This window comes from Kribbella sp. NPDC049227 (assembly GCF_043197265.1).
In the GTDB taxonomy this organism is placed as follows: Bacteria; Actinomycetota; Actinomycetes; order Propionibacteriales; family Kribbellaceae; genus Kribbella.
In genome coordinates this window covers 127,544-151,449 of the sequence record NZ_JBICST010000008.1, presented here as the reverse complement: position 1 = coordinate 151,449, position 23,906 = coordinate 127,544, and the positions used below count along the sequence as shown (strand labels likewise).

General features: G+C 68.9%; 27 protein-coding genes. 13 read left to right on the top strand and 14 right to left on the bottom strand.

Going from position 1 to position 23,906, the window contains the following annotated elements:
- Positions 1-62 precede the first annotated feature (62 nt).
- Positions 63-1,334, top strand: a complete 1,272-nt coding sequence (locus tag ACGFH6_RS33895; RefSeq protein WP_393392191.1) for an erythromycin esterase family protein — start codon at positions 63-65, stop codon at positions 1,332-1,334.
- Here the strand turns inward: ACGFH6_RS33895 and ACGFH6_RS33890 are convergent.
- Both ACGFH6_RS33890 and ACGFH6_RS33885 read right to left on the bottom strand, forming a co-directional pair.
- Positions 1,327-2,283, bottom strand: coding sequence for an asparaginase (locus tag ACGFH6_RS33890; protein ID WP_393392188.1), 957 nt, complete (start codon positions 2,281-2,283; stop codon positions 1,327-1,329). The genes ACGFH6_RS33895 and ACGFH6_RS33890 overlap by 8 nt on opposite strands.
- Positions 2,284-2,329: 46 nt before the next feature.
- Positions 2,330-3,325, bottom strand: coding sequence for a YgfZ/GcvT domain-containing protein (locus ACGFH6_RS33885; protein WP_393392185.1), 996 nt, complete (start codon positions 3,323-3,325; stop codon positions 2,330-2,332).
- A 111-nt stretch (positions 3,326-3,436) separates the two neighbouring features.
- Between ACGFH6_RS33885 and ACGFH6_RS33880 the strand changes: the two genes are divergently transcribed.
- Positions 3,437-4,258, top strand: coding sequence for an LLM class flavin-dependent oxidoreductase (locus ACGFH6_RS33880; protein WP_393392182.1), 822 nt, complete (start codon positions 3,437-3,439; stop codon positions 4,256-4,258).
- A gap of 246 nt (positions 4,259-4,504) precedes the next feature.
- Here the strand turns inward: ACGFH6_RS33880 and ACGFH6_RS33875 are convergent, their stop codons facing one another.
- On the bottom strand, positions 4,505-5,887 hold the full coding sequence (locus ACGFH6_RS33875; RefSeq protein ID WP_393392180.1) for a cation:dicarboxylate symporter family transporter: 1,383 nt from the start codon (positions 5,885-5,887) through the stop codon (positions 4,505-4,507).
- Positions 5,888-6,013: 126 nt separating this feature from the next.
- On the opposite strand from ACGFH6_RS33875, the gene ACGFH6_RS33870 reads away from it, so the two are divergent.
- Together ACGFH6_RS33870 and ACGFH6_RS33865 are read left to right on the top strand one after the other, a co-directional pair.
- On the top strand, positions 6,014-7,270 hold the full coding sequence (locus ACGFH6_RS33870) for a sensor histidine kinase (RefSeq protein ID WP_393392177.1): 1,257 nt from the start codon (positions 6,014-6,016) through the stop codon (positions 7,268-7,270).
- Entirely contained in the window at positions 7,263-7,940 is a 678-nt protein-coding gene (locus ACGFH6_RS33865; RefSeq protein WP_393392175.1) for a response regulator, read from the top strand. Before ACGFH6_RS33870 ends, ACGFH6_RS33865 begins: the two co-directional genes overlap by 8 nt.
- On the opposite strand, the gene ACGFH6_RS33860 is transcribed toward ACGFH6_RS33865, so the two are convergent.
- Positions 7,937-8,434, bottom strand: a complete 498-nt coding sequence (locus ACGFH6_RS33860) for an FABP family protein (protein WP_393392173.1) — start codon at positions 8,432-8,434, stop codon at positions 7,937-7,939. The two genes, ACGFH6_RS33865 and ACGFH6_RS33860, sit on opposite strands and share 4 nt — an antisense overlap.
- 167 nt (positions 8,435-8,601) lie before the next feature.
- On the opposite strand from ACGFH6_RS33860, the gene ACGFH6_RS33855 reads away from it, so the two are divergent.
- The 3 genes from ACGFH6_RS33855 to ACGFH6_RS33845 all read left to right on the top strand — a co-directional run bounded on the left by ACGFH6_RS33855 (position 8,602) and on the right by ACGFH6_RS33845 (position 10,639).
- Positions 8,602-8,964 carry a DsrE family protein gene (locus tag ACGFH6_RS33855; protein WP_360443465.1) on the top strand — a complete coding sequence of 121 codons (363 nt, stop codon included), beginning with the start codon at positions 8,602-8,604 and terminating at the stop codon, positions 8,962-8,964.
- Between the two features lie 71 nt (positions 8,965-9,035).
- Positions 9,036-10,187, top strand: coding sequence for a molybdopterin-dependent oxidoreductase (locus ACGFH6_RS33850; protein WP_393392169.1), 1,152 nt, complete (start codon positions 9,036-9,038; stop codon positions 10,185-10,187).
- On the top strand, positions 10,184-10,639 hold the full coding sequence (locus ACGFH6_RS33845; protein WP_393392166.1) for a hypothetical protein: 456 nt from the start codon (positions 10,184-10,186) through the stop codon (positions 10,637-10,639). The genes ACGFH6_RS33850 and ACGFH6_RS33845 overlap by 4 nt, the downstream gene beginning before the upstream one ends.
- Here the strand turns inward: ACGFH6_RS33845 and ACGFH6_RS33840 are convergent.
- The gene (locus ACGFH6_RS33840) at positions 10,576-11,406 is read right to left on the bottom strand and encodes a 3-keto-5-aminohexanoate cleavage protein (protein ID WP_393392163.1); all 831 of its coding nucleotides are present in this window, start codon (positions 11,404-11,406) and stop codon (positions 10,576-10,578) included. The two genes, ACGFH6_RS33845 and ACGFH6_RS33840, sit on opposite strands and share 64 nt — an antisense overlap.
- Positions 11,407-11,440: 34 nt before the next feature.
- Between ACGFH6_RS33840 and dtd the strand changes: the two genes are divergently transcribed.
- Positions 11,441-11,866 carry a D-aminoacyl-tRNA deacylase gene (gene dtd / locus ACGFH6_RS33835; RefSeq protein WP_393392160.1) on the top strand — a complete coding sequence of 142 codons (426 nt, stop codon included), beginning with the start codon at positions 11,441-11,443 and terminating at the stop codon, positions 11,864-11,866.
- Positions 11,867-11,871: 5 nt separating this feature from the next.
- Positions 11,872-12,777 (top strand): GIY-YIG nuclease family protein, encoded by a 906-nt coding sequence (locus ACGFH6_RS33830; RefSeq protein ID WP_393392156.1) that lies wholly within the window; start codon positions 11,872-11,874, stop codon positions 12,775-12,777.
- A 264-nt stretch (positions 12,778-13,041) separates the two neighbouring features.
- Here ACGFH6_RS33830 and ACGFH6_RS33825 read toward each other — a convergent pair whose 3' ends face one another.
- From ACGFH6_RS33825 to ACGFH6_RS33800, 6 genes are all read right to left on the bottom strand, one after another.
- Positions 13,042-14,268, bottom strand: a complete 1,227-nt coding sequence (locus tag ACGFH6_RS33825; protein ID WP_393392153.1) for a choice-of-anchor P family protein — start codon at positions 14,266-14,268, stop codon at positions 13,042-13,044.
- 302 nt (positions 14,269-14,570) lie between these two features.
- On the bottom strand, positions 14,571-14,867 hold the full coding sequence (locus ACGFH6_RS33820; protein WP_131518391.1) for a DUF1416 domain-containing protein: 297 nt from the start codon (positions 14,865-14,867) through the stop codon (positions 14,571-14,573).
- A 3-nt stretch (positions 14,868-14,870) separates the two neighbouring features.
- Positions 14,871-15,719: a sulfurtransferase gene (locus ACGFH6_RS33815; protein ID WP_393392149.1), complete on the bottom strand. Its 849-nt coding sequence runs from the start codon at positions 15,717-15,719 to the stop codon at positions 14,871-14,873.
- 15 nt (positions 15,720-15,734) lie between these two features.
- Positions 15,735-16,211 (bottom strand): DUF4395 domain-containing protein, encoded by a 477-nt coding sequence (locus ACGFH6_RS33810; RefSeq protein ID WP_393392146.1) that lies wholly within the window; start codon positions 16,209-16,211, stop codon positions 15,735-15,737.
- A gap of 275 nt (positions 16,212-16,486) precedes the next feature.
- Positions 16,487-17,377: an RDD family protein gene (locus ACGFH6_RS33805; protein WP_393392143.1), complete on the bottom strand. Its 891-nt coding sequence runs from the start codon at positions 17,375-17,377 to the stop codon at positions 16,487-16,489.
- Between the two features lie 63 nt (positions 17,378-17,440).
- Positions 17,441-17,881, bottom strand: a complete 441-nt coding sequence (locus ACGFH6_RS33800) for a TlpA family protein disulfide reductase (RefSeq protein WP_393392140.1) — start codon at positions 17,879-17,881, stop codon at positions 17,441-17,443.
- A gap of 72 nt (positions 17,882-17,953) precedes the next feature.
- Here ACGFH6_RS33800 and arfB point away from each other — a divergent pair, with 72 nt between their 5' ends.
- Positions 17,954-18,379, top strand: a complete 426-nt coding sequence (arfB, locus tag ACGFH6_RS33795) for an alternative ribosome rescue aminoacyl-tRNA hydrolase ArfB (protein WP_393392137.1) — start codon at positions 17,954-17,956, stop codon at positions 18,377-18,379.
- 14 nt (positions 18,380-18,393) lie between these two features.
- Here the strand turns inward: arfB and ACGFH6_RS33790 are convergent, their stop codons facing one another.
- Positions 18,394-19,104 carry a winged-helix domain-containing protein gene (locus ACGFH6_RS33790; RefSeq protein WP_393392134.1) on the bottom strand — a complete coding sequence of 237 codons (711 nt, stop codon included), beginning with the start codon at positions 19,102-19,104 and terminating at the stop codon, positions 18,394-18,396.
- Between the two features lie 127 nt (positions 19,105-19,231).
- Here ACGFH6_RS33790 and ACGFH6_RS33785 point away from each other — a divergent pair, with 127 nt between their 5' ends.
- Both ACGFH6_RS33785 and ACGFH6_RS33780 read left to right on the top strand, forming a co-directional pair.
- On the top strand, positions 19,232-19,471 hold the full coding sequence (locus ACGFH6_RS33785; protein WP_360443427.1) for a MoaD/ThiS family protein: 240 nt from the start codon (positions 19,232-19,234) through the stop codon (positions 19,469-19,471).
- 64 nt (positions 19,472-19,535) lie between these two features.
- Positions 19,536-19,844, top strand: coding sequence for a hypothetical protein (locus ACGFH6_RS33780; RefSeq protein ID WP_393392131.1), 309 nt, complete (start codon positions 19,536-19,538; stop codon positions 19,842-19,844).
- 2 nt (positions 19,845-19,846) lie between these two features.
- On the opposite strand, the gene ACGFH6_RS33775 is transcribed toward ACGFH6_RS33780, so the two are convergent.
- Entirely contained in the window at positions 19,847-21,625 is a 1,779-nt protein-coding gene (locus tag ACGFH6_RS33775) for a bifunctional metallophosphatase/5'-nucleotidase (protein WP_393392128.1), read from the bottom strand.
- A 117-nt stretch (positions 21,626-21,742) separates the two neighbouring features.
- Between ACGFH6_RS33775 and mshD the strand changes: the two genes are divergently transcribed.
- Positions 21,743-22,660 carry a mycothiol synthase gene (gene mshD, locus ACGFH6_RS33770; protein ID WP_393392124.1) on the top strand — a complete coding sequence of 306 codons (918 nt, stop codon included), beginning with the start codon at positions 21,743-21,745 and terminating at the stop codon, positions 22,658-22,660.
- A 128-nt stretch (positions 22,661-22,788) separates the two neighbouring features.
- Here mshD and ACGFH6_RS33765 read toward each other — a convergent pair whose 3' ends face one another.
- Positions 22,789-23,844 (bottom strand): alpha/beta hydrolase, encoded by a 1,056-nt coding sequence (locus ACGFH6_RS33765; protein WP_393392121.1) that lies wholly within the window; start codon positions 23,842-23,844, stop codon positions 22,789-22,791.
- Between the last annotated feature and the right edge of the window lie 62 nt (positions 23,845-23,906).

Below are 23,906 nucleotides of genomic sequence, written 5' to 3'. Positions count from 1 at the left end.
TAGCTGTGAAGCCCTCCAGCGGCGGATGCCGGGAACGCCTCGCATGGCCAGAGTGGTGTGGCATGACCATCACACGAAGAACTTTCCTGGCCGGCTCGGCGATGGGTGTGGCGGCCGCGACCGGACTGGCGCCGGCGCAGGCCTCCGGCGACCCGATCACGAGCTGGATCGCCCGCAACGCCGAGCCGTTGGGCGATCTGGACCATCTGCGCCGGTCCATCGGTGGCGCACAGATCGTCGGGCTCGGGGAGGCCGTACATGCGACGGCCGAGCTCACGCACCTGAAGCTGCGGGTGGTCCGCTACCTCGTGGAGCGGCTGGGCTTCCGGGCGATCGCGTTCGAGGACGACTGGTCGCTGGGCACCCAGCTGAACGAGTACGTGCTGACGGGACGCGGTGATCTCAACGCACTCGTCGGCCAACTGAGCACCGAGAGCCGGACCCACGAGATCGCCCAGCTGTTCGTCTACCTGCGCGCGTACAACGCCACGCACCGGGACAAGGTGCGGTTCGCCGGCGCCGAGTACTTCGCCACCCGGCAACTCGCGTACGACGCCATCGACGAGTACGTCGCCCGCCGCGCACCGCACCGGCTGGCCGAACTGCGCCGCAGCCTGAAGCCCATCCGGCCGCATCTCGAGGACATCGGTGCGTATGTCCAGTGGTACTGGAAGGAGGTCAAGGACAAGGCGCCGTACGTCGCGAAGGCGCAGGCGGTGCACGCCCTGGTCCGCGGGCTGCCGCATCGGCCGAACGACCGGGACTACGCGCTCACCGAGCACCACGCCCGGCAGATCCTCTCGTTCTATACGGCGTTCAGCCTGCCGGAGGCCGAGATCTGGAGCTATCGCGACGCCCGGGCAGCGGAGAACGTGCGGTGGTGGCACGGCTTCACCCGGAACAAGGTCATCTACTGGGCCGCGAACGCGCACACGGCGAACGCCCCCGGCCTACGCGTCACCGTCCCACCGGACCCGGACGTCGTCTTCCGCAACGCCGGTTCGTACCTTCGTGACTGGTACGGCGACCGCTATCGCTCCGTCGGCTGCACAGTCGACCACGGCACGACGCTCGGCCCGGTCACGCTGCCGCCGCCGGCGTCCGACTGGTTCGAGCACCAACTCACGGCAGCACGGACGGGTCAGTTCGTCCTCGATCTCCACAGCCGCCAGCAACCGGACGCGGTCCGCGCCTGGCTGCACGGCACCGCCAAGACGCGCGGCTTCCCGGAGTACGGCGCCGCGTCGTCCATGACCGGCAACAGCCTCTCCGACTGGTTCGACGTCGTGATCCACACGCCGGAGGTGACCCCGACGCACCCGCTGGTCAGCTGAACGCCGGATCGTGTGGCTGTACGGCGCCGACGTCGACGCCACCGCCGTACAGCGGGAAGCGGAGGTGGCTCTCGACGACGTCGTCGGTGAAGCCGAGGCGCTGGAGGACGGCGGCCATCACGACCTTGCGGGGCCGGGCGGCGCCGTCCTCGATCTTGAGGGCGATGCCGCGGCCGTCGGCCAGACCCACGGCGTACACGCCCTCCGCTCCGGCCTTGCAGAACAGGCCGTCGACGCCGTGCATCAACTCGGCCTCGTCCCGCGTGCTCCCGCTGGCGTACTCCGGGTAGGAGCGGAAGGCATCCTTCACCCGCGCCTCGAGCGTGCCCGGAGCAGCGGCCGCGAAATGGCCGAAGGAGCGAGCCAGGCCGGCGAGGCTGAGGGCGAAGATCGGCGCGCCGCAGCCGTCGACCGCGACGTACGAGACCTTCTCCCCCGCCGAGTCCTCGATCGCGGTCCGGATCACCTTCTGCAGTGGGTGATCCGGGGCACGGTAGTCGTCGAACGCCCACCCGTTGACCTGGCAGGTCAGCAGCATCGCCGCGTGCTTGCCCGAGCAGTTCATCGTGATCCGCTCCGGTCCGTGGCCCGCGCGTACCCAGGCGTCCCGGGCCGCGTCGGCCAGCGGGTACGCCTCCGGGGTCCGCAGCGCGGTCTCGTCCGTGCCGGCCATCGCGAGGATCTCGCGAACGCCGTCGAGGTGGATCTGCTCGCCCGAGTGGGAGGCGCCGGCCAGGGCCAGCAGTTTGCCGTCGAGGGTGAGGCCGTTGCGGAGCATGCCGAGCGCCTGCATCGGCTTGTTCGACGAGCGCGGGAACATCGGCTGGTCCACCACACCGGCCGCCCACGCGACGGACCCGTCGGGGTTCGTCACCACGACTGAGCCGCGGTGGTGGCCCTCCACGAAGCCGCTACGGACGACGTCGGCCAGGATCACAGGTTCGGTCACGGCTGAACTGTACAGGTGCAAAAAGCAGTGTTGCGAATGATCCGGCTCACAACCGCGAGCGCACGTGCAGCCCCACCTCGGGGTCGACCAGGACCTCCTGGGTCGCGGTCACCGTCGGCTGGTCCTCGGCGACCACCTCGATCACGACCTCGGGGTCCACGTTCCGCTTCACCAGTGCCAGTGCGATCGGGCCCAGCTCGTGATGCCGCGCCGCGGACCCGATGAACCCGACCTGCTTGTCCCCGACGCGTACGGCGTACCCGTGTGCGGGCAGGTGGTCGACCGAACCGTCCAGGTGCAGCCGCACCAGCCGGCGCGGTGGCCGGCCGAGGTTGTTCACCCGGGCGACCGTCTCCTGGCCGCGGTAGCAGCCCTTGTCCAGGTGGACGGCGACGCCGAGCCAGCCCAGCTCGTTCGGAATCGCGCGCTCGTCCGTGTCCAGGCCCAACCGCGGGTTGCCGGCCTCGATCCGGAGCGCCTCGTACGCCCAGACTCCGGCCGCCGGACCCTCCAGACCCGCCAGCTCGGCGCGCGGCAGGAACACCTCGTGACCGCCGAGCGAGTCCGCGCCGCTGCGAGTCAGCGGACCGTCCGCGGGAGCCGGTCCGGGCCGCCAGACGATCGCGTAGTCGTCGGTCACATCCGCGATCTCCACGCGGGACATGAACACCATCTTCTGCAGCCACTCGACCAGGGCCGCGGCCGCGCCGGGCTCGGTGTGCAGCCAGAACGTCTCGCCGTCGTCGACGCCGTACATCACGTGCTCGACATGGCCGGTCGGCGACAGCAGCAGCGCGGTCGTCGACGTACCGGGCGTAAGCCCCTCGAAGTACTGCGTGGTCAGCGCGTGCAGCCAGGTCAACCTGTCGGGACCGGTGATCGTGACGACCTCACGGTGCGACAGGTCGACGAACGCCTTCACTGCGACCAGGGCGCGTTGCTCCCGCAGATCCGAGCCGTAGTGGGCCGCGACCCCGGCGTCGAGTCCGTCGGCCTCGACCGCGCCGGGCCGGTCGAGCAGGGGGCTGCGCATCCGTGACATGTCACCAGAGTACGTCGGCCGGCGTACGGCGAACGCCTCCCGTCGTGGGATGTGGACAACCCTGCCCATCGGCAGGCTGGAGGCATCGAATCCAGTGAAGGGAGCAAGGCGATGAGTGACAAGCGATTCCGCTTCGGCGTCGTGGGCAGCCCGACGACCGCGGAGCAGTGGACCACGACGGTGCGACGGGCCGCGGAGCTCGGCTACACCAGCGTGCTGATGCCCGACGGCCTGCAGCTGCCGTCACCGTTCGCCTCGCTCGCGATGGCCGCGACGCTGGCCGACCTCCGGGTCGGGACCTTCGTGGCCGCGGCCCCGCTGCGGACGCCTCGGCAGGCCGCGTGGGACGCACACACGCTGACCGTGCTCACCGACGGCCGCTTCGACTTCGGCATCGGAACCGGTCGCCCGGGTGTCGAGCAGCAGGCGGCCGAGATCGGCCTGCCGTTCGGATCGGGCAAGGAGCGCCGCGACCAGGTCCGGGAGACCCTCGACCTGCTGGCGGACCTCGACGGCGAGCGGCGTACGCCGATCATGCTCGCCGCCGGTGGACCACGGGCGCTGGCGCTGGCCGCGGCCCGGGCCGACATCGTGTCGATCGCCAAGGACGCGATGACGCCGCGTGCGGAGATCCTGCGACTCGTCCAGGACCTACGTGAACTGGCCGGACCGCGGGCGGACGAGATCGAGCTGGCGATGAACCTCTTCGCGGCCGGGACGCGCGAGCTCCCGCCGTGGACGAAGCAGGCCTCCGGTGTCAGTCCGGAGGAGCTGGAGGCGAGCGACTCGCTGATGATGCTGCGCGGTACGCCTCAGCAGATGGCGGACGAACTGGAGCGCCGGCGCGACACCTTCGGAACGACGTACATCACGGTCAACTCGACGTACCTCGACGACCTGGCCCCAGTCGTCCAGAAGCTCACAGGGAGCTAATCCCTCCGCCACCTCCCCCACCGCCCTCCCGCCTTGGGGCCGCATTTGAACGGATATCCCCTGCTCTTACGGGTTCTCCCCCCGCATACGACCAGAGAACCCCCAACACCACGGGATATCCCGTCAAATGCATCCGGGGGGAAGGGCGATGGCGAGTGCGGGGTGGGGCGGGCCGGGTGCTGAACGCAGCACTGCCCGTCAGCGGGGGGAGCTGACGGGCAGTGCCGGAGGGGTGGGACAGGTGGCTCAGTGGTCGATACTGCGGCTGGGCTCGGTACTGCGCCTGTCCTCGAGGGGAACGTCGCCCGCGTGGGTGTCTCCGGCCGCGAACGCGGCCTCGTCGAACGGATCGTCACCGGCGAAGACCTGCTTGGCCTGCTCCTTGTCGAACGCCCCGACCCAGTGGCCGACCAGGACGGTCGCGACCGCGTTGCCGGCGAAGTTCGTCAGCGCCCGGGCCTCGGACATGAACCGGTCGATGCCGACGATCAAGCCGACGCCGTCGACCAGCTCCGGCCGGTGCGACTGCAGGCCGCCGGCCAGCGTGGCCAGGCCCGCACCGGTGACACCGGCGGCGCCCTTCGACGCCACGATCATGAACAGCAGCAGGGAGATCTGCTGGCCGATCGAGAACGGCGTGTCCATCGCCTCGGCGATGAACAGCGACGCCATGGTCAGGTAGATCGCGGTGCCGTCGAGGTTGAACGAGTAGCCGGTCGGGACGGTGATACCGACGACCTGCTTGCCGACGCCGAGATGCTCCATCTTGCCGATCAGCCGCGGCAGCGCGGTCTCCGACGACGAGCTCGACACGATCAGCAGGAACTCCCGGCCCAGATAGCGCAGCAGCTGGAAGATCGACATCCCGGTGACCACGCGAAGAACGGTGCCCAGGACAACGATCACGAAGAGCAGGCAGGTGATGTAGAAGGCCAGCATGATCTTGCCCAGGCTGACCAGCGCGTCCCAGCCGGTGGCGCCGACGACGGCCGCGATCGCGCCGAACGCACCGATCGGCGCGGTCCACATGATCATCGACAGGATCTTGAACACCAGCCGCTGGATGTGCCCGATGGCGGTCAGGATCGGCTCACCCTTGGCAGCCATCGCCTGCAGCGCGAAGCCGACCAGCAGGGCGACCAGCACGGTCTGCAGCACCTCGCCCTCGGTCAGCGAGGACAGCAGCGACTTCGGGATGATGCCGAGGATGAAGTCGGTCGTGCTCTCGTGCGCGCCGGCGGCCTGCTTCTGACCGGTCTCCCGGAGCTTGTCGGTCAGGTTCAGACCGGAACCCGGCTGGACGATGTTGCCGACCACCAGGCCGATACCGAGCGCGACCGTCGACATCACCAGGAAGTAGAGGAGCGCGAGACCGCCGACCTTGCCGACGCTGGCGGCCTGCCGGACCGAGCCGATGCCGAGCACCAGCGTGCAGAAGATGATCGGGCTGATCAGCATCTTGATCAGGTTCACGAACCCGGTGCCGAGCGGTTTCAGCTCGACCGCGAAGTCCGGGAAGAGGAAGCCGACACCGATGCCGAGCAGGACGGCGACGATGACGGCGATGTAGAGGAAATGGGTGCGGTCGTTGCGGACCGGGGTCGGTCGCGGTTCGGTCGGGCTCGACATGGTGGGACTCCCTGTATCGGCCGGCGGGCAATGGAGGAGGGGCCGGGTGCTGCTTGGGTAACTGTGACGTGACGCACAGGAGAAGGGCGCGTTTCGTTCATATCGTTCTCGGTGCAAACTGTCCGCATGCGTCGCCGGCCGTGGGAACTGCGCCGCCAGGTTCTCTGGCTGCAGACGGTCACGGTCGCGATCCTGATCCTGATGGTGTCGATCACCATGGTCAGCCGCTCCCGGGCCCAGGCCGAGCGGGATGCGTCGGCTGCCGGCGTCGCGCCACCCGGCTGGTGGGAGCTGATCCGGCTCGACTTGCGCTCGATGCTCGGCGTCGCCAGCCTCATGCTCGGCGTCGCGATCGCCGGCAACGCGCTGGTCACGTGGCGGGTCCGCCGGGCCACCCGCGGGATGGGCACCCAGTCGCTGGCCCGGATGCTCGACTTCTACGAGGGCGTGCTGCACGCGGCCCGCGAAGGCCTGATCCTGCTGGACGCCGACGGCCGCGTCCAGCTCGCCAACGACGAAGCCCTGGAGCTGCTCGGCCTGAGCGAGGTCATCCCGGGTACGCCGATCGAGGACCTGCATCTGCCCTCCACCCTCGCGGAGTTGCTGCGCGCGGGCCGAACGGCGTACGACGAACTCCATCTCGGAGTGCAGGGCGTGGTGGTCGTGAACCAGCAACCGTCACGCTCCGGCCGCATCGTGACGCTGCGAGACCACACCGAGCTGCAGCGGCTGCTGGGTGAGCTGGATGCGGTGCGCAGTCTGGCCGAATCCCTGCAGGCGCAGAACCACGAGGCGTCCAACCGCCTGCACACCGTGGTCAGCCTGATCGAGATCGGCAGGCCGGAACGGGCCCGCGAGTTCGCGGTGTCCGAGCTGCAGTTCGCACAGGCGATGACGGATCGGGTGGTCGGGACGGTCGGTGATCCCGTGCTCGCGTCGCTGCTTCTCGCCAAACTCGCGCAGGCGCAGGAGCGCGGTGTGGTGCTGACGCTGGAGCTTGGCCAGGAGCCGCTGAACACGCGGTTGCCCGCACAGGACGTGGTCACGGTCGTCGGAAACCTGCTGGACAACGCGATCGAGGCCGCGCGGGGCGGTCCCGCTCCGCGCCGAGTCGAGCTGCGGGCCGGTACGACACGCGACGCGATCGACCTGATCGTCACGAACACCGGTGCGGAGCTGGGTGCGACCGAGCTGGCGCACATGTTCGACCGGGGCTGGACGACGAAGGCGGAGCCGGGCCACGGACTCGGCCTCGTGCTGGTGCGCAGCACGGTCGAGCGCTGGCAGGGCACGCTGATGGTCGACCCGGACTCCGAGCTGGACGACGTACCGGCGCTGACCGTCCGGGTCCGGCTGCCGCGGGCGGTGAGCGCGAGTGCCTGACCTGCGGGTCCTCGTCGTCGAGGACGACCCGGTCGCCGCGGAGGCCCATCGCACGTACGTCGAGCGCCTGCAGGGCTTCACCTGCATCGGCGTCGCCGGTACGGCGGCCCGTGCGCTGCAGGTCCTGGCCCGTGGCGAGATCGACCTGGTGCTGCTGGACATGAACCTGCCCGACGGGCACGGACTCGACGTGGTCCGCCGGCTGCGGGCCCTGGGCAACCAGATCGACGTGGTCGCGGTGACGTCGGCGCGCGAAGTGGCCGCGGTACAGGCCGCGGCGCGGATCGGTGTCGTGCAATACGTGCTGAAACCCTTTGCCTACGAGACTTTGCGGGACCGGCTGACGGCGTACGCACGGCAGCGGCGAGCGGCGGAGGCGGGGCAGGTGGTCGCGGATCAGGACGAGGTCGACCGGTTGTTGCACCCAGCAACCGTCTCGTCGGTGCCGAAGGGTCTGGCCGGTTCGGTGCTGGATCGCGTCGTACAACTGCTCGGCAACCGGGAGGGCTGGACGGCCGAGGAGGTCGCCACGTCGCTCGGCACCTCCCGGATCACCGCACGCCGTTACCTCGAGCACCTCGCCGACCAGGGACAGGCGCTCCGCACCCAGCGCTACGACGGCCGCAGCGGACGACCGAAGGTCGAGTACTCCTGGGTGGCCGAGAGTTAGCTGGACCGGACCAGCGTGGCCCAGAGGTGGGGCTGGAGGGCCTGGCCCTCGGCGGCCATGTCGTAGGCCCAGAGCAGCTCGCCCTTGACCAGGCCGTAGAGGCGGTGGCCGGCGGTGACTTCCTTGGCGCTCACGGTCCGGGCGATGACGTCGGTCTGCAGTTCGATCTTCGCGCCGTCGATGTCGCCGTACCAGATCTCGGCGAAGCCGGTCGGGTGGGCCAGGATGACCTCGACCTTGTTGTCCGGCTGCGGCCGCCAGAAGCCGGTCTCGACCGCCAGCGGGCGCTCCTTCGTGCCGTCCTCGCCGACCACGTAGGTCTGGCTGACGTAGTGCAGGTACGGCTTGCCGTTGTGGCTGAAGTCGATCTGCTGCCCGAACTCGAACTTCTCGATCGTCGGGTAGTCGCCGTGGCCGCGGCCCTCCCAGCGACCGAGCAGCCACGCGAGTGGGATCAGGTCGGGGTGCAGGTCCTGCGGGATCTCGAACGCCATCAGGTCACTCAGTTCGCGCTGCGGCCGCGGTACAGCCGGTAGACGACGAATGCCGAGAACCAGCCCATGAACACACAGACCAGGACCAGCAGCGTGGTGAAGATGACGTGCAACACGTCGGCCAGTCTAGGGGATACCGGCCCGGAAGCTTCGGTTACCGTGGCGTGATGTCCCGCACCCTGGTGATCAAGCTGACCGCAGGCGCCGAAGAGGCCGAACGCGCGAACCAGGCGTTCACCGTCGCCGCGACCGCCGTGGCCGCCGGAGCCACCGTCTCCCTGTGGCTGACCGGCGACGCCGTCTGGTTCGCCGTCCCCGGGCGCGCCGAGACGTTCGAACTCCCGCACGCGGCGCCGCTGGCGGACCTGGTCGGCGCGGTTCTGGAGGGCGGGCAGCTCACGGTCTGCACCCAGTGCGCGAAGCGCCGCGACCTCACCGAGGCCGACCTGCTCCCCGGCACCAGGATCGCCGGCGCCCCGGCGTTCACCGAGGAGATCCTCACCGACGGGACCCAGGCGATCGTCTACTGACGGTCCCGCCGTTCGCGAGCAGTAACCGGTGAGCGGCGTTCGGGGCAGGTGATCTGCGTTGTAGTGGAAGCATGAAGCTTCCGGCGCCCCCGACGGAAAGGTCGTTCCCCTCCCCGCTGCACCATCCGCGGGTCGCGACGGTGATCGGACGCTGGCTCGGGATCGCGGTGACGATCTGCTTCCTCACCGGGCTGTTCAGCCACTTCCAGCAGGACACCCCTGGTTGGCTTCACATCCCGAGCCGGCCGGCCTCCCTGTACCGCGTGACCCAGGGGCTGCATGTCCTCAGTGGGACGGTCGCCGTACCGTTGCTGCTGGCAAAGTTGTGGACCGTTTATCCCAAGCTGTTCGCGAAACTCCCTTGGCCGCCGAGCCGACAGGCACTCGCGGGCGTCCTCGAGCGGCTGTCGATCCTGGTACTGGTCTCCACGATGGCGCTCGAGTTGTTCATCGGATTCGTCAACACGCTGCAGTGGTATCCGTGGCCGTTTCCCTTCAGACAAACGCATTACGCGCTGGCCTGGATCATCAGCGGGGCGCTGCTCGTCCACCTCGCGGTCAAGTTCCCGCTGATCGTCGCGCACTGGCGCCGTACGACGGACGAGCTGACCGACTCGTTGCCGCCAGCAATCACCGGCCTGACCCGCCGCGGCCTGTTCCGGACAGTCGCCGGGGCGGCCGCGCTGGCCGGCATCACGTCGGTTGGCCAATCCGTTCCGGCCCTGGGCCCGGTCGCGGTGCTGGCGCCTCGCAAGCCGAACGTCGGTCCGCAGGGCCTTCCGGTCAACCGTACGGCGCACGACGCGGGTGTCAGCGGGATCGGACCGGACTGGCGCTTCACGATCAAGGGACCGCAGGAGCTGTCGTACACACTCGACGAGTTGCGGCAACTGCCGCAGAGCCGGTCCGATCTGCCGATCGCCTGCGTCGAAGGCTGGAGCCAGGGCGCCCGGTGGGAAGGCATCCGGATCCGCGATCTCCTGCAACTGTGCGGCGCGGCGAAGGGCTCCCGGATCCGGGTGGTTTCAATGGAGAAGGGCGGCTTCTACGCGACCAGTGAGCTCCCACCCGAGTTCGCCGGCGATCCGCTCACGCTGCTGGCGCTGCGGCTGAACGGCGGTGAGCTGGCCCTCGACCACGGCTACCCGGCCCGCATCATCGCCCCGAACCGGCCCGGCGTACTGCAGACGAAGTGGGTCCACCGCCTGGAGGTCATCGCATGAAACTCCGAGCATCCCTCGCAGCCGCCGGTATCGGCGTCGGCCTCTGGGGACTGTGGCTCCTGCTGGACGCGGTGCAGGTCCAAGCGCTTGTCCGGCTGCCGCTCTGGCTTGCCGGCGCGGTGCTGGCCGACGACTTCGTCCTTGTCCCGCTCACGGTCGGCACCGGCTGGCTGGTGACCCGGTGGTCCGCCGGTCCGGACCATCACCGCACCATCAGCGCGGTCCGAACCACCTTGCTGTACGTCGGTCTGACCACACTGATCGCGCTTCCGCTACTGCTGCGGCAGGGCAAGGGCGTCAACCCGACCGTGCTGCCGCGCGACTACCTCCGCGACTGGCTATTGCTGGAGGCAACGATCATCGTGGCCGGCGCGGTGTGGTTCGTGGTTCAGCGGTCGCGCTTCACGTTCAAGAGGTCGCGGGCCTCGTCCGGCGACATCGGCGGGCGCTGAGCCATCGTCGCGAGGGCAGCGGCACGCTCGACCAGTTCGGCGTTGTGCGTGACCGGCCGGCCCTTCGCCAGCGTCAGCGTGTCCTCCATGCCGACCCGGAGGTGACCGCCCTTCGACAAGGCGGCCAGCGCGACGTTGAGCGACGTACGCCCGATCCCTGTCGCCGACCAGGACGTGACGGCGGCGGGGAGCGCGTTGACGGCTGCCACGAGGGCGTCCGTCGTACCCGGCATGCCGCCCGGGACGCCCATGACCAGGTCGCAGTGCACGCGGCCGCCGTACGGCAGGCCGAACTTGTCCAGCAGGCGGTGCAGCGCGGCCACATGCCCGAGGTCGAACAGCTCGAACTCCGGCACCACCTCGCGCTCCTGGCTCAGCTGGTAGAGCTCGGCGACGAACGGCCACGGGTTCATGAACACGTCGTCACCGAAGTTGACGGTCCCCATCGTCAGGGAGCAGGAGTCGGGACCGGCGTCGAGCACCCGCAGGCGGTGGTCGTACGGATCCGTCACCGCGCCGCCGGTCGAGAGCTGCACGATCAGCCCGGTGTTCGCCCGGATCGCGGCGACCGCGTCGGTCAGGCGGCTGAGCTCGAGCGTCGGCCGGTGCTCACCGTCGCGGATGTGCAGGTGGATCATCGCCGCCCCGGCGGCTTCGCACCGCTTCGCCGTCTCCACCAGCTCGTCGAGCGTGGTCGGCAGGGCCGGGCAGTCCGCCTTCGCGGTCTCGGCACCGGTCGGGGCAACGGTGATCAGAGTGGACGCCATGACCGGACCATATCCCGCAGGGCAGGATGGTTCCATGAGAGCTGTAGTACAGCGGGTGAGCCAGGCGTCGGTGACCGTCGACGGCGAAGTGGTCGGAGCGATCGAGGGGCCGGGGCTGGTGATCCTGCTCGGCGTCACCCATGACGACACCGAGGAGAAGGCGAAGGCCCTCGCCGCCAAGATCTGGACCCTGCGCATCCTCCACGACGAGCGGTCCGCGTCCGACGAGCAGGCACCGATCCTCGCGATCAGCCAGTTCACCCTGTACGCCGACACCCGCAAGGGCCGCCGCCCGTCGTGGAGCGCCGCCGCGCCCGGCCCGGTCTCCGAACCCCTGTACGACGCCTTCTGCGTGGCCCTGGAGTCACTCGGGGCCAAGGTCGAACGCGGCAGGTTCGGCGCCCACATGGACGTCGCCCTCGTCAACGACGGCCCCGTCACCCTCATCCTGGACGCCTGACACCCGTGACCGCCGCACGCGCCGTGGCCCGCCGGCTCCCGCAGGAGCCGGGCGTGTACCGCTTCCGCGACGACGCCGGCAAGGTTCTGTACATCGGCCGCGCGGTGAACCTCCGCCGCCGGGTGCAGTCGTACTGGACCCACCTCGGCGACCGGCCGCGGCTGGCTCGGATGGTCCGCCGGATCGCGCGGATCGAGAGCGTGTGGTGCGACTCGGAGCACGAGGCGGCCTGGCTGGAGCGCAACCTGCTGGAGCACTCCAAGCCGCGCTGGAACCGCATGGAGGGCGGGGCCGAGGTCGTCGGCTACATCCGCTTCGACAACGGACCCCAGCGGCCGGGGCTGCGGTTCACGCACACCGTCAGCCCGGCGGCGCCGCACTTCGGTCCGTACCTGGGCGGATTGCGCGTGCGGCAGGCGATCTCGGCGCTTCAGCGCGTGCTGCCGTTGCAGTACACGGCGGACTCCAACGGATCGATCCGTGAGTTCGCCGAGTTGTTCGGCATCGGGCCGGACGACCGCGAGGCGCTGGCCCGGACGGCGTGCGCCGTCCTCGAGCGTGATCCGGCCGCGGTGACGGCGTTGCGCGCCGAGCTCGTCCGTCGCCGGGATCGGGCCGCGGCCGGGCTCCGGTTCGAGTTCGCGGCCAAACTGCAGGACGAGCTCGCGGCGTTCGAGTGGATCGTCGCGGAGCAGAAGGTGTCCCGACTCGATCCGCAGGATGTCGACGTCCACGGCTGGTCGGACGGTGTGCTGGTGCGGTTCCGAATGCTCGGTGGACGGATGCAGACCTGGACGCAGCAGGCGGTGGCGGAGACGACGGCCCGCGACCGGGTGGAGGCCACACCGGTTGCCTGGCGGACGTTCGCGCAACGCAACGCGGAGCTCGCGGCGCGGTTGCGGCAGGAATAGTGCCCTGCGTCGGAGATCGCTTGAGCGATTGCGGTGTCCAGGTGCGTGCATCGCAAGGCGGAGAAGCGTCCTCGATGCGGAGCATCGTGGATGCTTCTCCAACGCCGCGAGGTGCGTGCCTGGGCGCCGCAATCGCCAAGGGATCTCCGACGCAGGGCACTAGCACCAGCCCCGGACCCCGGATCGTGAGATCCGGGGCCCGGGGCCGGGTGTGTGCTGTTCTGGGTCGGTGAGGTGCGACTCAGAAAGGTGCGTCGAGCTGGGTCAGCTGACGACGCCGGCGGCCGAGTGGCCGACGATGACCTTGGTGTTCAGGCTGTAGACGTCGATCACCAGGGCGTTCACGGAGATGTACCGCTGCTGCCGCAGGACCTGGTTGAAGGTCAGCCGGGCGACGCCCGGGATCTCCAGCGTCTTGTTCTCGCCGGTCGCGACCGGGTAGGTCTTGTTGCCGACCTTGATCGAGGCGATGCTCGAGGACGAGCTCACGCCGCCCTTGCCGTCCTTGGTCTTCCACGCCGACGCCGAGGACTCGATGGCGCCGATCGACAGGTTGCCGACCTTCACTCCACCGACGTGCGAGGTGAAGTTGATGTAGGACTTGTTCTCGCCGATGGCGCCGTTCTTCGTGGTGTAGACCGCACCCACGTAGGCGACCTTCGGGATGTTCAGCTCGCCGACGGCCACCTTCACCGTCTTGCCCTCAGTCCCCTGGCAGGTGGTCTGGAGCGACGTCGGGCCGGAGACGACCAGCTTGTCGGCGTTGGCCTTGGTGCCGTACGCGTCACCGATCACCAGCGCGGTGGCCGGCTTGGAGATCTCCGCGCGGGTCTTCAGCACCGCGACGTCGACACCCTCCGGGATGTACTGGTTCTTCACCGTCGCGTGCAGCACGACCGCCTGCGCGTACGAGTAGATGCCGGAGCTGGTCTTCACGCCACCGACACGGTTCAGCACGATGTAGCCCAGGCCCGGAACGGCGACCTTGGTGTTCCACTTCGGCTTGATCAGCGACGGCACCGAGAGGGCGCCGATCTTCACGCCGGCGAACGTCGTGTTGCCGGTGTAGGACAGCTGACCCTTGGAGTACTTCGCCGTGGTGGTGGTCTTCACACCCGTCAGCGTGAGCAGGTTGCCGACCTTGATGTCGACGGCGGTCGCGTTGCTGGTGACGCCGGTCCCGCTCTTGTCGTTGAACGCGTGCGTGTCGGTCCGCACGCTGCGGGCGATCGCCTGGTTGTTCACGTTCGCCGTGGCGATGTCGTTCTTGTCGGCCTTCGTGGCGTCCGTGGTGCAACCGAACTTGCTGACCACCTGCGGGCCGCTGTTCGCCAGCCCGGATTCAACGTCGGTCCCGTACGAGTAGCCGCTGTATCCGAAAACCGGCGAGGCGGACGCAGAACCCGAAGTCAGCGCGATCGTAGAAGCCACGCCGACAACCGCCGCAACTCCGACGGCGGCGAGCTTCTTGTATCCGATGCGGGGTCGCATTGACCCCTCCTCCCTGAGTGATGACGTGACCCGAAGTGCGGGTCAGGACACAGACACAACTCAGCCGATTGCGGTAGGTGACGAGCTGACCCCGCTCCGAGACCAAACCGTTACCTGGCCGCCCGGCAGCCGAGATTTCCCGCCGTACCCGTAACTCGGGCACGATGACCGCAAAGGCCCTGTACGGCGGCGGATCCGGACATGCCGAAGGGCCCGGACGCGCAAGGTCCGGGCCCTTCGGTGCCTACTTCAGGGTGGGCCACCATCGGGTGGAGGTGGCACCATCAGTAACGATCGACGACTCAGACGGTGACGGACACTTCCGCGACCGCGCCGTACTGGGCGACGACCTGACGGTCGACCGGGTCGGCCTTCGGCGCCAGCGTGCGCAGCGTCCAGCTGCCCGGCGCCGCGAAGAACCGGAAGTGCCCGGTCGCCGACGTCGGCACCTCGGCGGTGAACTCACCGGAGGAGTCCAGCAGCCGCACGTACGCGCCACCGACCGGCTCCTCGCCGCGCAGGACCTGGCCCTGGATGACGGCTTCCTTGTCGACGTCGACACCCTTGAGGTCGAGGCCGCCCTTCTTCGCTCCGCACATGTGTCAGGCCTTTCCGGGCTCGTCGCCGAGGGCAACGGGTACGCCGACCAGCGAACCCCACTCGGTCCAGGAACCGTCGTAGTTCTTCACGTTCGCCTGGCCGAGGATCTCGTGCAGCACGAACCAGGTGTGTGCCGAGCGCTCGCCGATCCGGCAGTACGCGATGGTGTCCTTGCCGAAGTCGACGCCCGCGTCGGCGTACAGCTTCTGCAGCTCGTCGTCGGAGCGGAAGGTGCCGTCTTCGTTGGCCGCCTTGCTCCACGGGATGCTCGCGGCGGTCGGGATGTGCCCGGCGCGCTGCGCCTGCTCCTGCGGCAGGTGAGCCGGAGCCAGCAGCCGGCCGGCGTACTCGTCGGGGCTGCGGACGTCGACCAGGTTCTTGACACCGATGGCGTCCTTCACCTCGTCGCGGAAGGCGCGGATGTTCAGGTCCTGCGCCTTCGCCTTGTACTCGGTGGCCTCGCGCTTGACGACCTCGTCGGTCAGCTCGCGGCTGTCCAGCTCCCAGCGCTTGCGGCCGCCGTCGAGCAGCCGGGCGTCGGCGTGCCCGTACAGCTTGAAGTACCAGTACGCGTACGCCGCGAACCAGTTGTTGTTGCCGCCGTAGAGGACGACGGTGTCGTCGTTCTTCACACCGCGGTCGGACAGCAGCGCCTCGAACTGCTCCTGGCTGACGAAGTCCCGGCGGACCGGGTCCTGCAGGTCGTCCTTCCAGTCCAGCTTGATCGCGCCGGCGATGTGGCCGGCGTCGTACGCCGAGACGTCTTCGTCGACCTCGATCAGGACGACCCCGGCGTCGTTCTTGTGCTCTTCGACCCAGTCGGCCGAGACGAGCGCGGATTCCCTGCTCATGTGTGCTGCCTCTTCTCAGTTGGTAGCGGCGTTGGTGTCATGGGTTGGCGTACGAATGCGGTGGATCAGCAGATAGGCCTCGCAACCGAGGCAGAGCCCGACGGCCGCGTTCACGAACGCGGCGACCAGGGCGAATCCGGTGGCGACCACGCCCAGCACCGTCGCACCGGTCAGATACCCGACCAGACCGACGACTGCGAAGATGAGGCCGACCAGCTGGGCGAACCGCGGCGGGGCGGCATCCTCCAACTCCTCGGGCGGACCGAGCCGTGGCCGGATCAGCCGCTTGAACAGTTGCCCGTACGGCGATGCCTGGACGCCGAACGCGACCGAGATCGCGAACACCACGGTCTGCACCGCGAGCGGCCAGGGGCTGTTCAGTACGAGCGTCAGCGCCAGGAGCACCGTGGTGACGCCGGCTGCGAACCGGAGTCCCCGCGGGTCGACCTGGGGGTGTTTCGCCGTGTGCTGTTGCGCCGTCCGATCGGACATGACAACTCCCGGAGAAGGAGTGGTTCGAGCCGGACCCGCCCGGGTCTGCGGGGAGACGACGTACGCGGAACCGTGCTCAGCGACCGGTTCCGCAGCGCTCGGGACGCCGCCTGGTCAGCGGCGACGACACAGCGACGAGCGCACCCGGCAGTTGTCCACTGCCCGGCGCTTGGTCAGCCATGTCGTGTATGCCACGGATCGAGACTACGGAAACCCGGGTGACTGTCCGTCCCTGGTCCCATTGAGTGAGACAACTGATCAGATTTCGGACAGGGCTAGGTCCGGACCACGTTCGTGGCGGCCACCTTGTCGTGCAGGGCCTGCTTCTTGTCGTCCCAGAGCGGCCAGAGGTAGTTGATCAGCGCGATGAAGCCGAACAGAGTGCCGACCAGCGGGATGCCGCCGAGCACGCTGAGGCCGATGATGAAGCCGTAGCGCTTCGCCACCGCCTGCCCCGGCGGCAGGCCCGCGACGTCGCGCAGCCGGACCGCGATACCCAGCGCCATCTTGCCTGGCGTCGCGCCCTTCTTGGTCAGGAAGAAGTACTCGTAGACGAAGGCGACGACCACGCCGATCAGCACAGCCGGGATCATCCACTTGTACGCCTCGGCCGGCAGCGTGCTGCTCGTCTGGGTGTTCCCGGCGGCCGCGGCGTCCATGGTGTCTTCGAGGTAGTCCCAGATCACCTGGAAGTACTGGTAGTAGAAGTAGCCGGTCAGCGGCAGGCCGATGAGCCCGACGATGATCGAGTCGAGGACACGGGCCCAGACGCGGCGCCACCAGCCGGACAGCGGCTGACCGTCCGGAGTCGACGGCACCCGCAGTCCGGGGTAGCCGTAACCCTGCTGCTGTTGCGGGTACGCGGGGTAGCCCTGCCCCTGTTGCTGCGGTTGCCCGTACTGCTGGGGCTGTCCGTACTGCTGGGGCTGGCCATACTGAGCCGGCTGGCCGTACTGCGCGGGTTGGCCGTACTGGGGTTGGGTCGGCGAGCCGGACTGCCCTCCGCCGTACACCTGGCCGTGCTGGGCGGGCTGCCCGTACTGCTGGCCTTGGTACGGACCGGGACCCTGCTGGCCACGGCGCTGATCAGTCCAGGCGTTGCCGTCCCAGTAGCGCTGCTGGGTCGGGTCCTGTGGGTCGTCGTACCAACCGGCTGGGTAGCTCACGTGGCACAGCATTCCCTAAGAGGCGGTGCCTCCGCCATCGGGTTGGCAGCTACTGGACGCCGTCTACTGCGGCTGGCGGTCGAGCGCGGTCGCCAGCGCGGCGATCACGTCGGGCTTGCGCGGCGCACCACTGGCGCGTTTGACGACCGCTCCGGTGCGGTCGAGCACCAGTGTCGTCGGGGTCCGCAGGATGTCGAGCCGCCGAACCAGATCCAGGTGCGACTCCGCGTCGAGCTCGACATGCCGCACGCCTTCGACCATGCCCTCGACCTCGGCCAGCGTCCGCCGGGTCGCCCGGCACGGTGCGCAGAACGCCGACGAGAACTGCAGCAGCGTCGCCCGCTCCCCCAGCTCGGCACCGACCTCCGCCGCGGAAACCCGCTCCACGCTGTCCACTTCCCGCGTCACGACCTTCCGGAACCGCCCGTCCCACCACACCTTGGCCAGGCTGAACAGGACACCAGCGGCAACCGCCGCGACCAGTACCCATGTCCCCAGGCTCATAGCAATCCACAGTACGTCGCAGTGTTTACGCTTCAACCAGCCGTTTCACTCCTCGGACTGGACAATGGGCGGGTGGAGAACGGACTGGTGGTGCGGGCGGGGGTGGTCATTCCGGGCAGCGAGTTGGGGTGGAGGTTCTCGCGGTCCAGTGGGCCGGGCGGGCAGTCGGTGAACACGACGGACAGCCGGGTCGAGCTGAGTTTCGATGTGGCGGCGACCACGGCGCTGAGCGACGTACTGAAGGCGCGGGCGCTGGAACGGCTGGGGTCGCGGCTGGTCGACGGTGTGGTGACGATCGCGGCGTCGGAGTACAAGTCGCAGTGGCGGAACCGGGAGGCGGCTCGCGAGCGGCTCGTGGCGCTGATCCGGGAGGCGATAGCGCCACCGCCGAGGAAGCGGCGGCCCACCAAGCCGAGCAAGTCGTCCGTCCGGCGCCGGCTCGACGACAAGAAACGCCGAAGCCAGACCAAGCGCCTCCGGGGCCGCCCGGAGGACTGAGACGGCCGCCTGGTTCAGGCCGGGGTGTCAGCGGTCTCGCGCGTGGAGACCGGTGGGACGACGAAGCGGTAGCCGACGTTGCGCACGGTGCCGATCAGGGACTCGTGCTCCGGGCCGAGCTTCGCGCGCAACCGTCGTACGTGCACATCGACCGTCCGGGTGCCACCGAAGTAGTCGTAGCCCCAGACCTCCTGCAGCAGTTGCTCGCGGGTGAACACCCGGCCCGGGTGCTGCGCGAGGAACTTGAACAGCTCGAACTCCTTGTAGGTGAGGTCGAGCGCCCGCCCGTTCAGCTTCGCCGTGTACGAGGCCTCGTCGATCACGACGTCGCCGGTGCGGATGAGGCTGGAGTCGGGGTCCTCGTCGCGGGCCGCGGCGAGGCGGCCGATCACCAGCCGCAGCCGCGCCTCGATCTCGGCGGGACCTGCTGTGTCGAGCAGTACGTCGTCCGCGCCCCAGTCGGCGTTCACCGCGGTCAGACCGCCCTCGGTGACGACGAGGATCAGCGGCACCTCGATCCCGGTGGTCCGGATCAGGCGGGAGACGCCCCGGACGGCGACCAGGTCCCGGCGGGCGTCGAGCAGGACGGCATCCGCGTCGGGAGCATCGACCAGCGCGGCGACCTCGGCGGGGAGGATCCGGATCTGGTGCGGAAGCAGCGCGAGCGACGGCAGCACCTCCGTGGAGGCCTGCAGGGCGTTCGTCAGCAGAAGCAACGTACTCACGCTGTCTCCTTGTGCCCGGTCGTCAGGCCCCGGCGGCGTCGTTGCCGCGGACCTGAGACACACTGGGTAGCAACAGCAAGCTGACATAATAGCGGAAGAGCTCTCGACCAGTGAGGCGTACTCCCAGATGCCGGAAGTGACCATCAGGTACTTCGCCGCCGCGCGCAGCGCCGCCGGCGAGTCCTCCGCGACGGCCGACGCAACCTCGATCCGCGACCTGATCGGCACCGTCTCCACCGACCGGCCCGAGCTGGCCCGGGTGCTCGGCATCTGCACGTTCCTGCTGGACGGCCAGCGCGCCGACCCCGCCACACCGCTGCACGCCGGCGCCCAGGTCGATGCTCTGCCCCCGTTCGCGGGCGGCTGAGGCTTTTACCTTCTGGGGAAGATGCTGCTACCTTGCGTACTCGGTTCTTTTCGGAAGGTGACCGATGGCGCACGTTGCTCCGACTTCGCATCGCCGTGCGACCCGAGCGTCGCATCGCGGGCATCGCAGTGACGACGGGCCGATCCAGATCACGACCTGGCTCGGGCTGACGTTCGCATTCGTCCTCGGCCTGGTGCTGACCGGGCGATCGCATGTCGGAGTGCATGCGGCCGGGATCACGCTGCTGGTCATGCTGGTGCCGCTGACGGTCGCCGTGTTCGGCGCCGCGTTCAAGCGCGGCTTCGGCTCAGGGAAGGCGGCGTTGACCACCGCCGCCTCCCTGGCCTTCGTACTGGTGAAGTTCTTCGTCTGAGGTCAGGAACCGATCGAGATCCGGTCCGTCGCCACCGGCGTGTACGGGTCGTGCGCGGTCAGGTAGTTCGCGAAGGCGTCGATGTCGAGGCCGCCGAAGAACTTGCTCGTCGCGGTGGTGAAGGCCGGGAAGCCGTCACCGCCGTCGGAGAGGAAGTTGTTCGTGACGATCCGGTACGACGTCGCGTCCACCAGCGGCTGACCGGCGATCCTGATCGATCCGGCCACCACCTTCGAACCCGCCGCCGCGGCCGGGTTCCAGGTGTAGGTGATGCCGGCGACCTGGAGCACCTTGAACTTGGCCGGCTCCGGACCGTTGACCCCGGAGAACTGCTGCTCCAGCAGGGCCTTGATCTGGGTGCCCGTCATGTCCATCGACACCAGGAAGTTGTTGAACGGCTGCACCGTGAACGCCTGTCCGAAGGTGACCTGACCACCGGTCGACGCCAGGTCGGCCCGGATGCCGCCCGGGTTCATGAACGCCACCACCGGCGTCTTCCCGTCGGTCACCACCGTCGGATCGGCCAGCTGCGCGTCCGCGATCAGATTGCCGAGCGGTGACTCGAGCGAGTCGTCGTTCGTGCGCACCACCGACGGGGTGGTGATGTGACCGATCACCTTGTTCGCGATCGGGTCGACCAGCGTCTTGTACTTCGCGATCAGCTCGCTGGTCTTGCGGTCCTGCGGCACGTCCTGGGTGACGATCTGGTTGTTCGCCAGCGTGTTCAGCCGGTCGACGTCACCGGTGGCGTTGTCGATGCTCAGCCGGACCTCGGTGACGAGGCGGCCGAACGACGAGGCGCTGGTGACGAGCCGGGGCTGGGCGCCCGGGACCGGCAGCGAGCAGTTGTACGCCTGGTGGGTGTGGCCGGAGATGATCGCGTCGATCTCCGGGTCGAGCCCGGCGTTGATGTCGACGATCGGGCCGGAGATGCCCGGGCAGCTGTTGTAGGCCCGCGGGTCGGCCGGGAAGCCGCCCTCGTGCAGCAGCACGACGATCGACTCGACGCCCTTCTTCTTCAGCACCGGAACCAGCGCGTTGGCCGTCTCGACCTCGTCCTTGAAGGTCAGCCCCTCGACGCCGGACTTGGTGACGATGTTCGGCGTGTTCTCCAGCGTCATGCCGATGAACCCGACCTTGCGGCCGTCCTTGAAGCTCTTGATCGTGTACGGCGCGAACAGCGTCTTCTGCGTGTTCTCGAAGAACACGTTCGCCGACAGGTACTTGAACTTCGCGCCCGTGAACGGGTGCTTGGCGTCCGGGCAGGAGTTCTGGTTGTTCTGCCCGTCGCCGTCCGGCAGGCAGCCGCCGGTCTGCATCCGGAGCAGCTCGTGCCAGCCCTCGTCGAACTCGTGGTTGCCGACCGAGGCGGCCTCCAGGCCCATCCCGTTCAGAGCCTCGATCGTGGGCTCGTCGTGGAACGCGGCCGACAGCAGCGGCGAGGCGCCGATCAGGTCACCCGCGGCGACCGTGACCGAATCCTGGCCCTTGGCCTCCGCGGCCGCCCGCATCTGCTTCAGGTGCGTGGCGAGGTACGCCGCCCCGCCGGCCGGCGTGCCGTTGATGTTGCCGCTCGAGCCCGTCGCCGGCTCCAGGTTGCCGTGGAAGTCGTTGATGGCGAGCAGCTGGATCTGGGTGTGCGTCGGCTTCGGTTTCGCCGGCGCCGCCTGGGTCACGGTTCCCCCCGTGGCCAAGCCGAGCACCGCGGCCGTCCCGGCGGCGACCAGCCCGAGGGCCCATCGCTTCCTCGGCCACGTCTTGTCTCGTCCTGTCAAGGCCATGTCTTCTCCGTCGTCGTTGCGATCACCTTTGATGCGCGGTGCCGCGAAATTACCCGACTCGCCGGGCCTCTGAAAGGACTCGAGCATGAACTCGTCCGGACCTTTTACGGTATTCGGGTGACTCTCGAAGCCGTACCCTCACCGTTGCCCTCGGCTACTGCCGCCGCCGTCACAGAGCTCGCCCACGCGGCGGCACAGAGCGACGGAGTGAACCCGTTGTCGGAGCGCACGCTGCTCCATCTCGACGGTGAACACTCCGGAGACGTCCATGTCCTCGCGTACGAAGGCGAACCCGGCATCATCGAGGTCTCCGGCCTGCAGAGCGCCCGGAACCTCATCGGGTACGGCGCCCTGGCCGCCGACGGATCCGCCGAGCTGGTCGTCACCCCAACGGCTCGACGCCGGGGCACCGGTACGGCGCTGCTCCGGATGCTGCTCGACCACGGTGGCAACCGGATCCGGGTCTGGGCCCACGGGCGGCTGCCTGGCTCCGACGAGCTCGCGGCACGGCTGGGTCTGGAGGTCACCCGGGAGCTCTACTTCCTCCGGCGTACCCGGGCGGCACTGCCCGACCCGGTGTGGGCCGAGGACATCGACGTACGGACGTTTGTGGAGGGACAGGACAACGCGGCCTGGCTGCAGGTGAACGCGCGGGCGTTCGCGGACCACCCGGAGCAGGGCAGCTGGACGGCGGAGGATCTGGCCGAGCGGCTGCAGCAGCCGTGGTTCGATGCGGCCGGATTCTTCCTGGCGGTGGATGCCAAGAGCGGCGATCTGGCCGGTTTCCACTGGACGAAGGTCGAGGACGGGGTCGGAGAGGTCTACGTGGTCGGCGTGTCCCCCGACTACCAAGGCAGCGGCTTGGGCAAGGCGCTGACGCTCCAGGGTCTCCACTATCTCCAGGAGGACCGCGGCCTCGACGCGATCGTTCTCTACGTCGACGGCACCAACACTGCGGCCCGTCGTCTCTACACGTCCCTCGGCTTCACCACGGCCGCGCTGGATGTCCAGTACGCACCGTCCACCACCCTGTGAATGACGTCACAGCGAAGTCGCTAGCTCACATCGCGTCATAAACCGCGGCCGGAAACGTCACAACATCAACCAGGAGCCGTCCGTGCCTCTTACCCCCCAGCCGGGCGGCTCCTGGCCCCCAACACCGGTCAGCGGAGCGTGGCTCTGAGGTGATCGGTGAGGTGAGCGCGTGCCTCCTGGACTGCACCGGGGACGGCGAGCAGATTCATGAAGCCATGGGTCAGCGACGTGTGGCAGATGTGGGTGACCGCGACACCGGCGGCCTTCAGGGCGTCGGCGTACTCGTTGCCGTCATCGCGGAGGGGATCGAAGCCGCCGGTGGCGATGTAGGTGGGGGCCAGACCGGTGAGATCGGGGGCCAGGATGGGCGAGACCAGTGGGTCCGGCCTGACTCCGGGGTCAGGGGTGTAGTGGTCCCGGTACCAGATGATGTCGTGCTCGGTGATGATGAAGCCTTCCGGGAACAGGTCCCGGCTGGGGCGACGATGGACGAGGTCGAGCCCCGGATACAGGAGGACCTGGAGCGCCGGACGCGAGAGGTCGCGCCTGACGCACTGCTGGGCGACCACAGCCGCCAGGTTGCCGCCGGCACTGTCGCCGCCGACAGCGACCAGAGCGGGATCGACCCCGAGGTCCTCGGCGTGGTCGACCGCCCAGGTGAAGGCCGCGATGGCGTCCTCGGCGGCCGTGGGCGCGGGCGCCTCCGGGGCCAGGCGGTAGTCCACCGAGAGGATCCGGATACCGGCGTCGTCGGCCAGCGCCCGGCACAGGCAGTCGTGGGTGTCGAGGTCGCCGACGACCCAGCCGCCGCCGTGGAGGAACACCAGGAGCCCACGACCGGCGTCCTTGGGCACGTACAGGCGGGCGCCGAGCTGGCCGTCGGCACCGCGGACGGTGAGCTCGGTCACACGGTGTAGTTCCCGCGGGTTGCCGGCGACCAGTTTGCACGCTGTGCGCAGATGCGCACGCGCCGTGGCCACGCTCGATTTCGTTGTACTTGGCAACAAGCCCTCGGCGCGCAGGAGCAGCTGCACCTCGGGGTCGAGGATGTTGCCGTCGATCTGGATCGGCGCACCGGCCAGCCGCCTCCGGACGGCCGTGGGCAGCGCGTACAGCGGCTTCACCGCGTTCGCCTGAACGGCGGACACCGCGTTGCCGAGCAGCGAGTCCAGTCGTGGGTTCACAAAGCGAGACGCTAGCAACAGCGGCCGGTCCGGGGCGGGACCGGCTGCGATTCGAACATGCC

Coding starts and splice junctions, on each gene's coding strand:
- ACGFH6_RS33895 (WP_393392191.1), top strand. CDS start 63: ATGACCATCACACGAAGAACTTTCCTGGCCGGCTCGGCGATGGGTGTG.
- ACGFH6_RS33885 (WP_393392185.1), bottom strand. CDS start 3,325: ATGTCACGGATGCGCAGCCCCCTGCTCGACCGGCCCGGCGCGGTCGAG.
- ACGFH6_RS33880 (WP_393392182.1), top strand. CDS start 3,437: ATGAGTGACAAGCGATTCCGCTTCGGCGTCGTGGGCAGCCCGACGACC.
- ACGFH6_RS33875 (WP_393392180.1), bottom strand. CDS start 5,887: ATGTCGAGCCCGACCGAACCGCGACCGACCCCGGTCCGCAACGACCGC.
- ACGFH6_RS33870 (WP_393392177.1), top strand. CDS start 6,014: ATGCGTCGCCGGCCGTGGGAACTGCGCCGCCAGGTTCTCTGGCTGCAG.
- ACGFH6_RS33860 (WP_393392173.1), bottom strand. CDS start 8,434: ATGGCGTTCGAGATCCCGCAGGACCTGCACCCCGACCTGATCCCACTC.
- ACGFH6_RS33855 (WP_360443465.1), top strand. CDS start 8,602: ATGTCCCGCACCCTGGTGATCAAGCTGACCGCAGGCGCCGAAGAGGCC.
- ACGFH6_RS33850 (WP_393392169.1), top strand. CDS start 9,036: ATGAAGCTTCCGGCGCCCCCGACGGAAAGGTCGTTCCCCTCCCCGCTG.
- ACGFH6_RS33845 (WP_393392166.1), top strand. CDS start 10,184: ATGAAACTCCGAGCATCCCTCGCAGCCGCCGGTATCGGCGTCGGCCTC.
- ACGFH6_RS33840 (WP_393392163.1), bottom strand. CDS start 11,406: ATGGCGTCCACTCTGATCACCGTTGCCCCGACCGGTGCCGAGACCGCG.
- dtd (WP_393392160.1), top strand. CDS start 11,441: ATGAGAGCTGTAGTACAGCGGGTGAGCCAGGCGTCGGTGACCGTCGAC.
- ACGFH6_RS33825 (WP_393392153.1), bottom strand. CDS start 14,268: ATGCGACCCCGCATCGGATACAAGAAGCTCGCCGCCGTCGGAGTTGCG.
- ACGFH6_RS33820 (WP_131518391.1), bottom strand. CDS start 14,867: ATGTGCGGAGCGAAGAAGGGCGGCCTCGACCTCAAGGGTGTCGACGTC.
- ACGFH6_RS33815 (WP_393392149.1), bottom strand. CDS start 15,719: ATGAGCAGGGAATCCGCGCTCGTCTCGGCCGACTGGGTCGAAGAGCAC.
- ACGFH6_RS33810 (WP_393392146.1), bottom strand. CDS start 16,211: ATGTCCGATCGGACGGCGCAACAGCACACGGCGAAACACCCCCAGGTC.
- ACGFH6_RS33800 (WP_393392140.1), bottom strand. CDS start 17,881: ATGAGCCTGGGGACATGGGTACTGGTCGCGGCGGTTGCCGCTGGTGTC.
- ACGFH6_RS33785 (WP_360443427.1), top strand. CDS start 19,232: ATGCCGGAAGTGACCATCAGGTACTTCGCCGCCGCGCGCAGCGCCGCC.
- ACGFH6_RS33780 (WP_393392131.1), top strand. CDS start 19,536: ATGGCGCACGTTGCTCCGACTTCGCATCGCCGTGCGACCCGAGCGTCG.
- ACGFH6_RS33775 (WP_393392128.1), bottom strand. CDS start 21,625: ATGGCCTTGACAGGACGAGACAAGACGTGGCCGAGGAAGCGATGGGCC.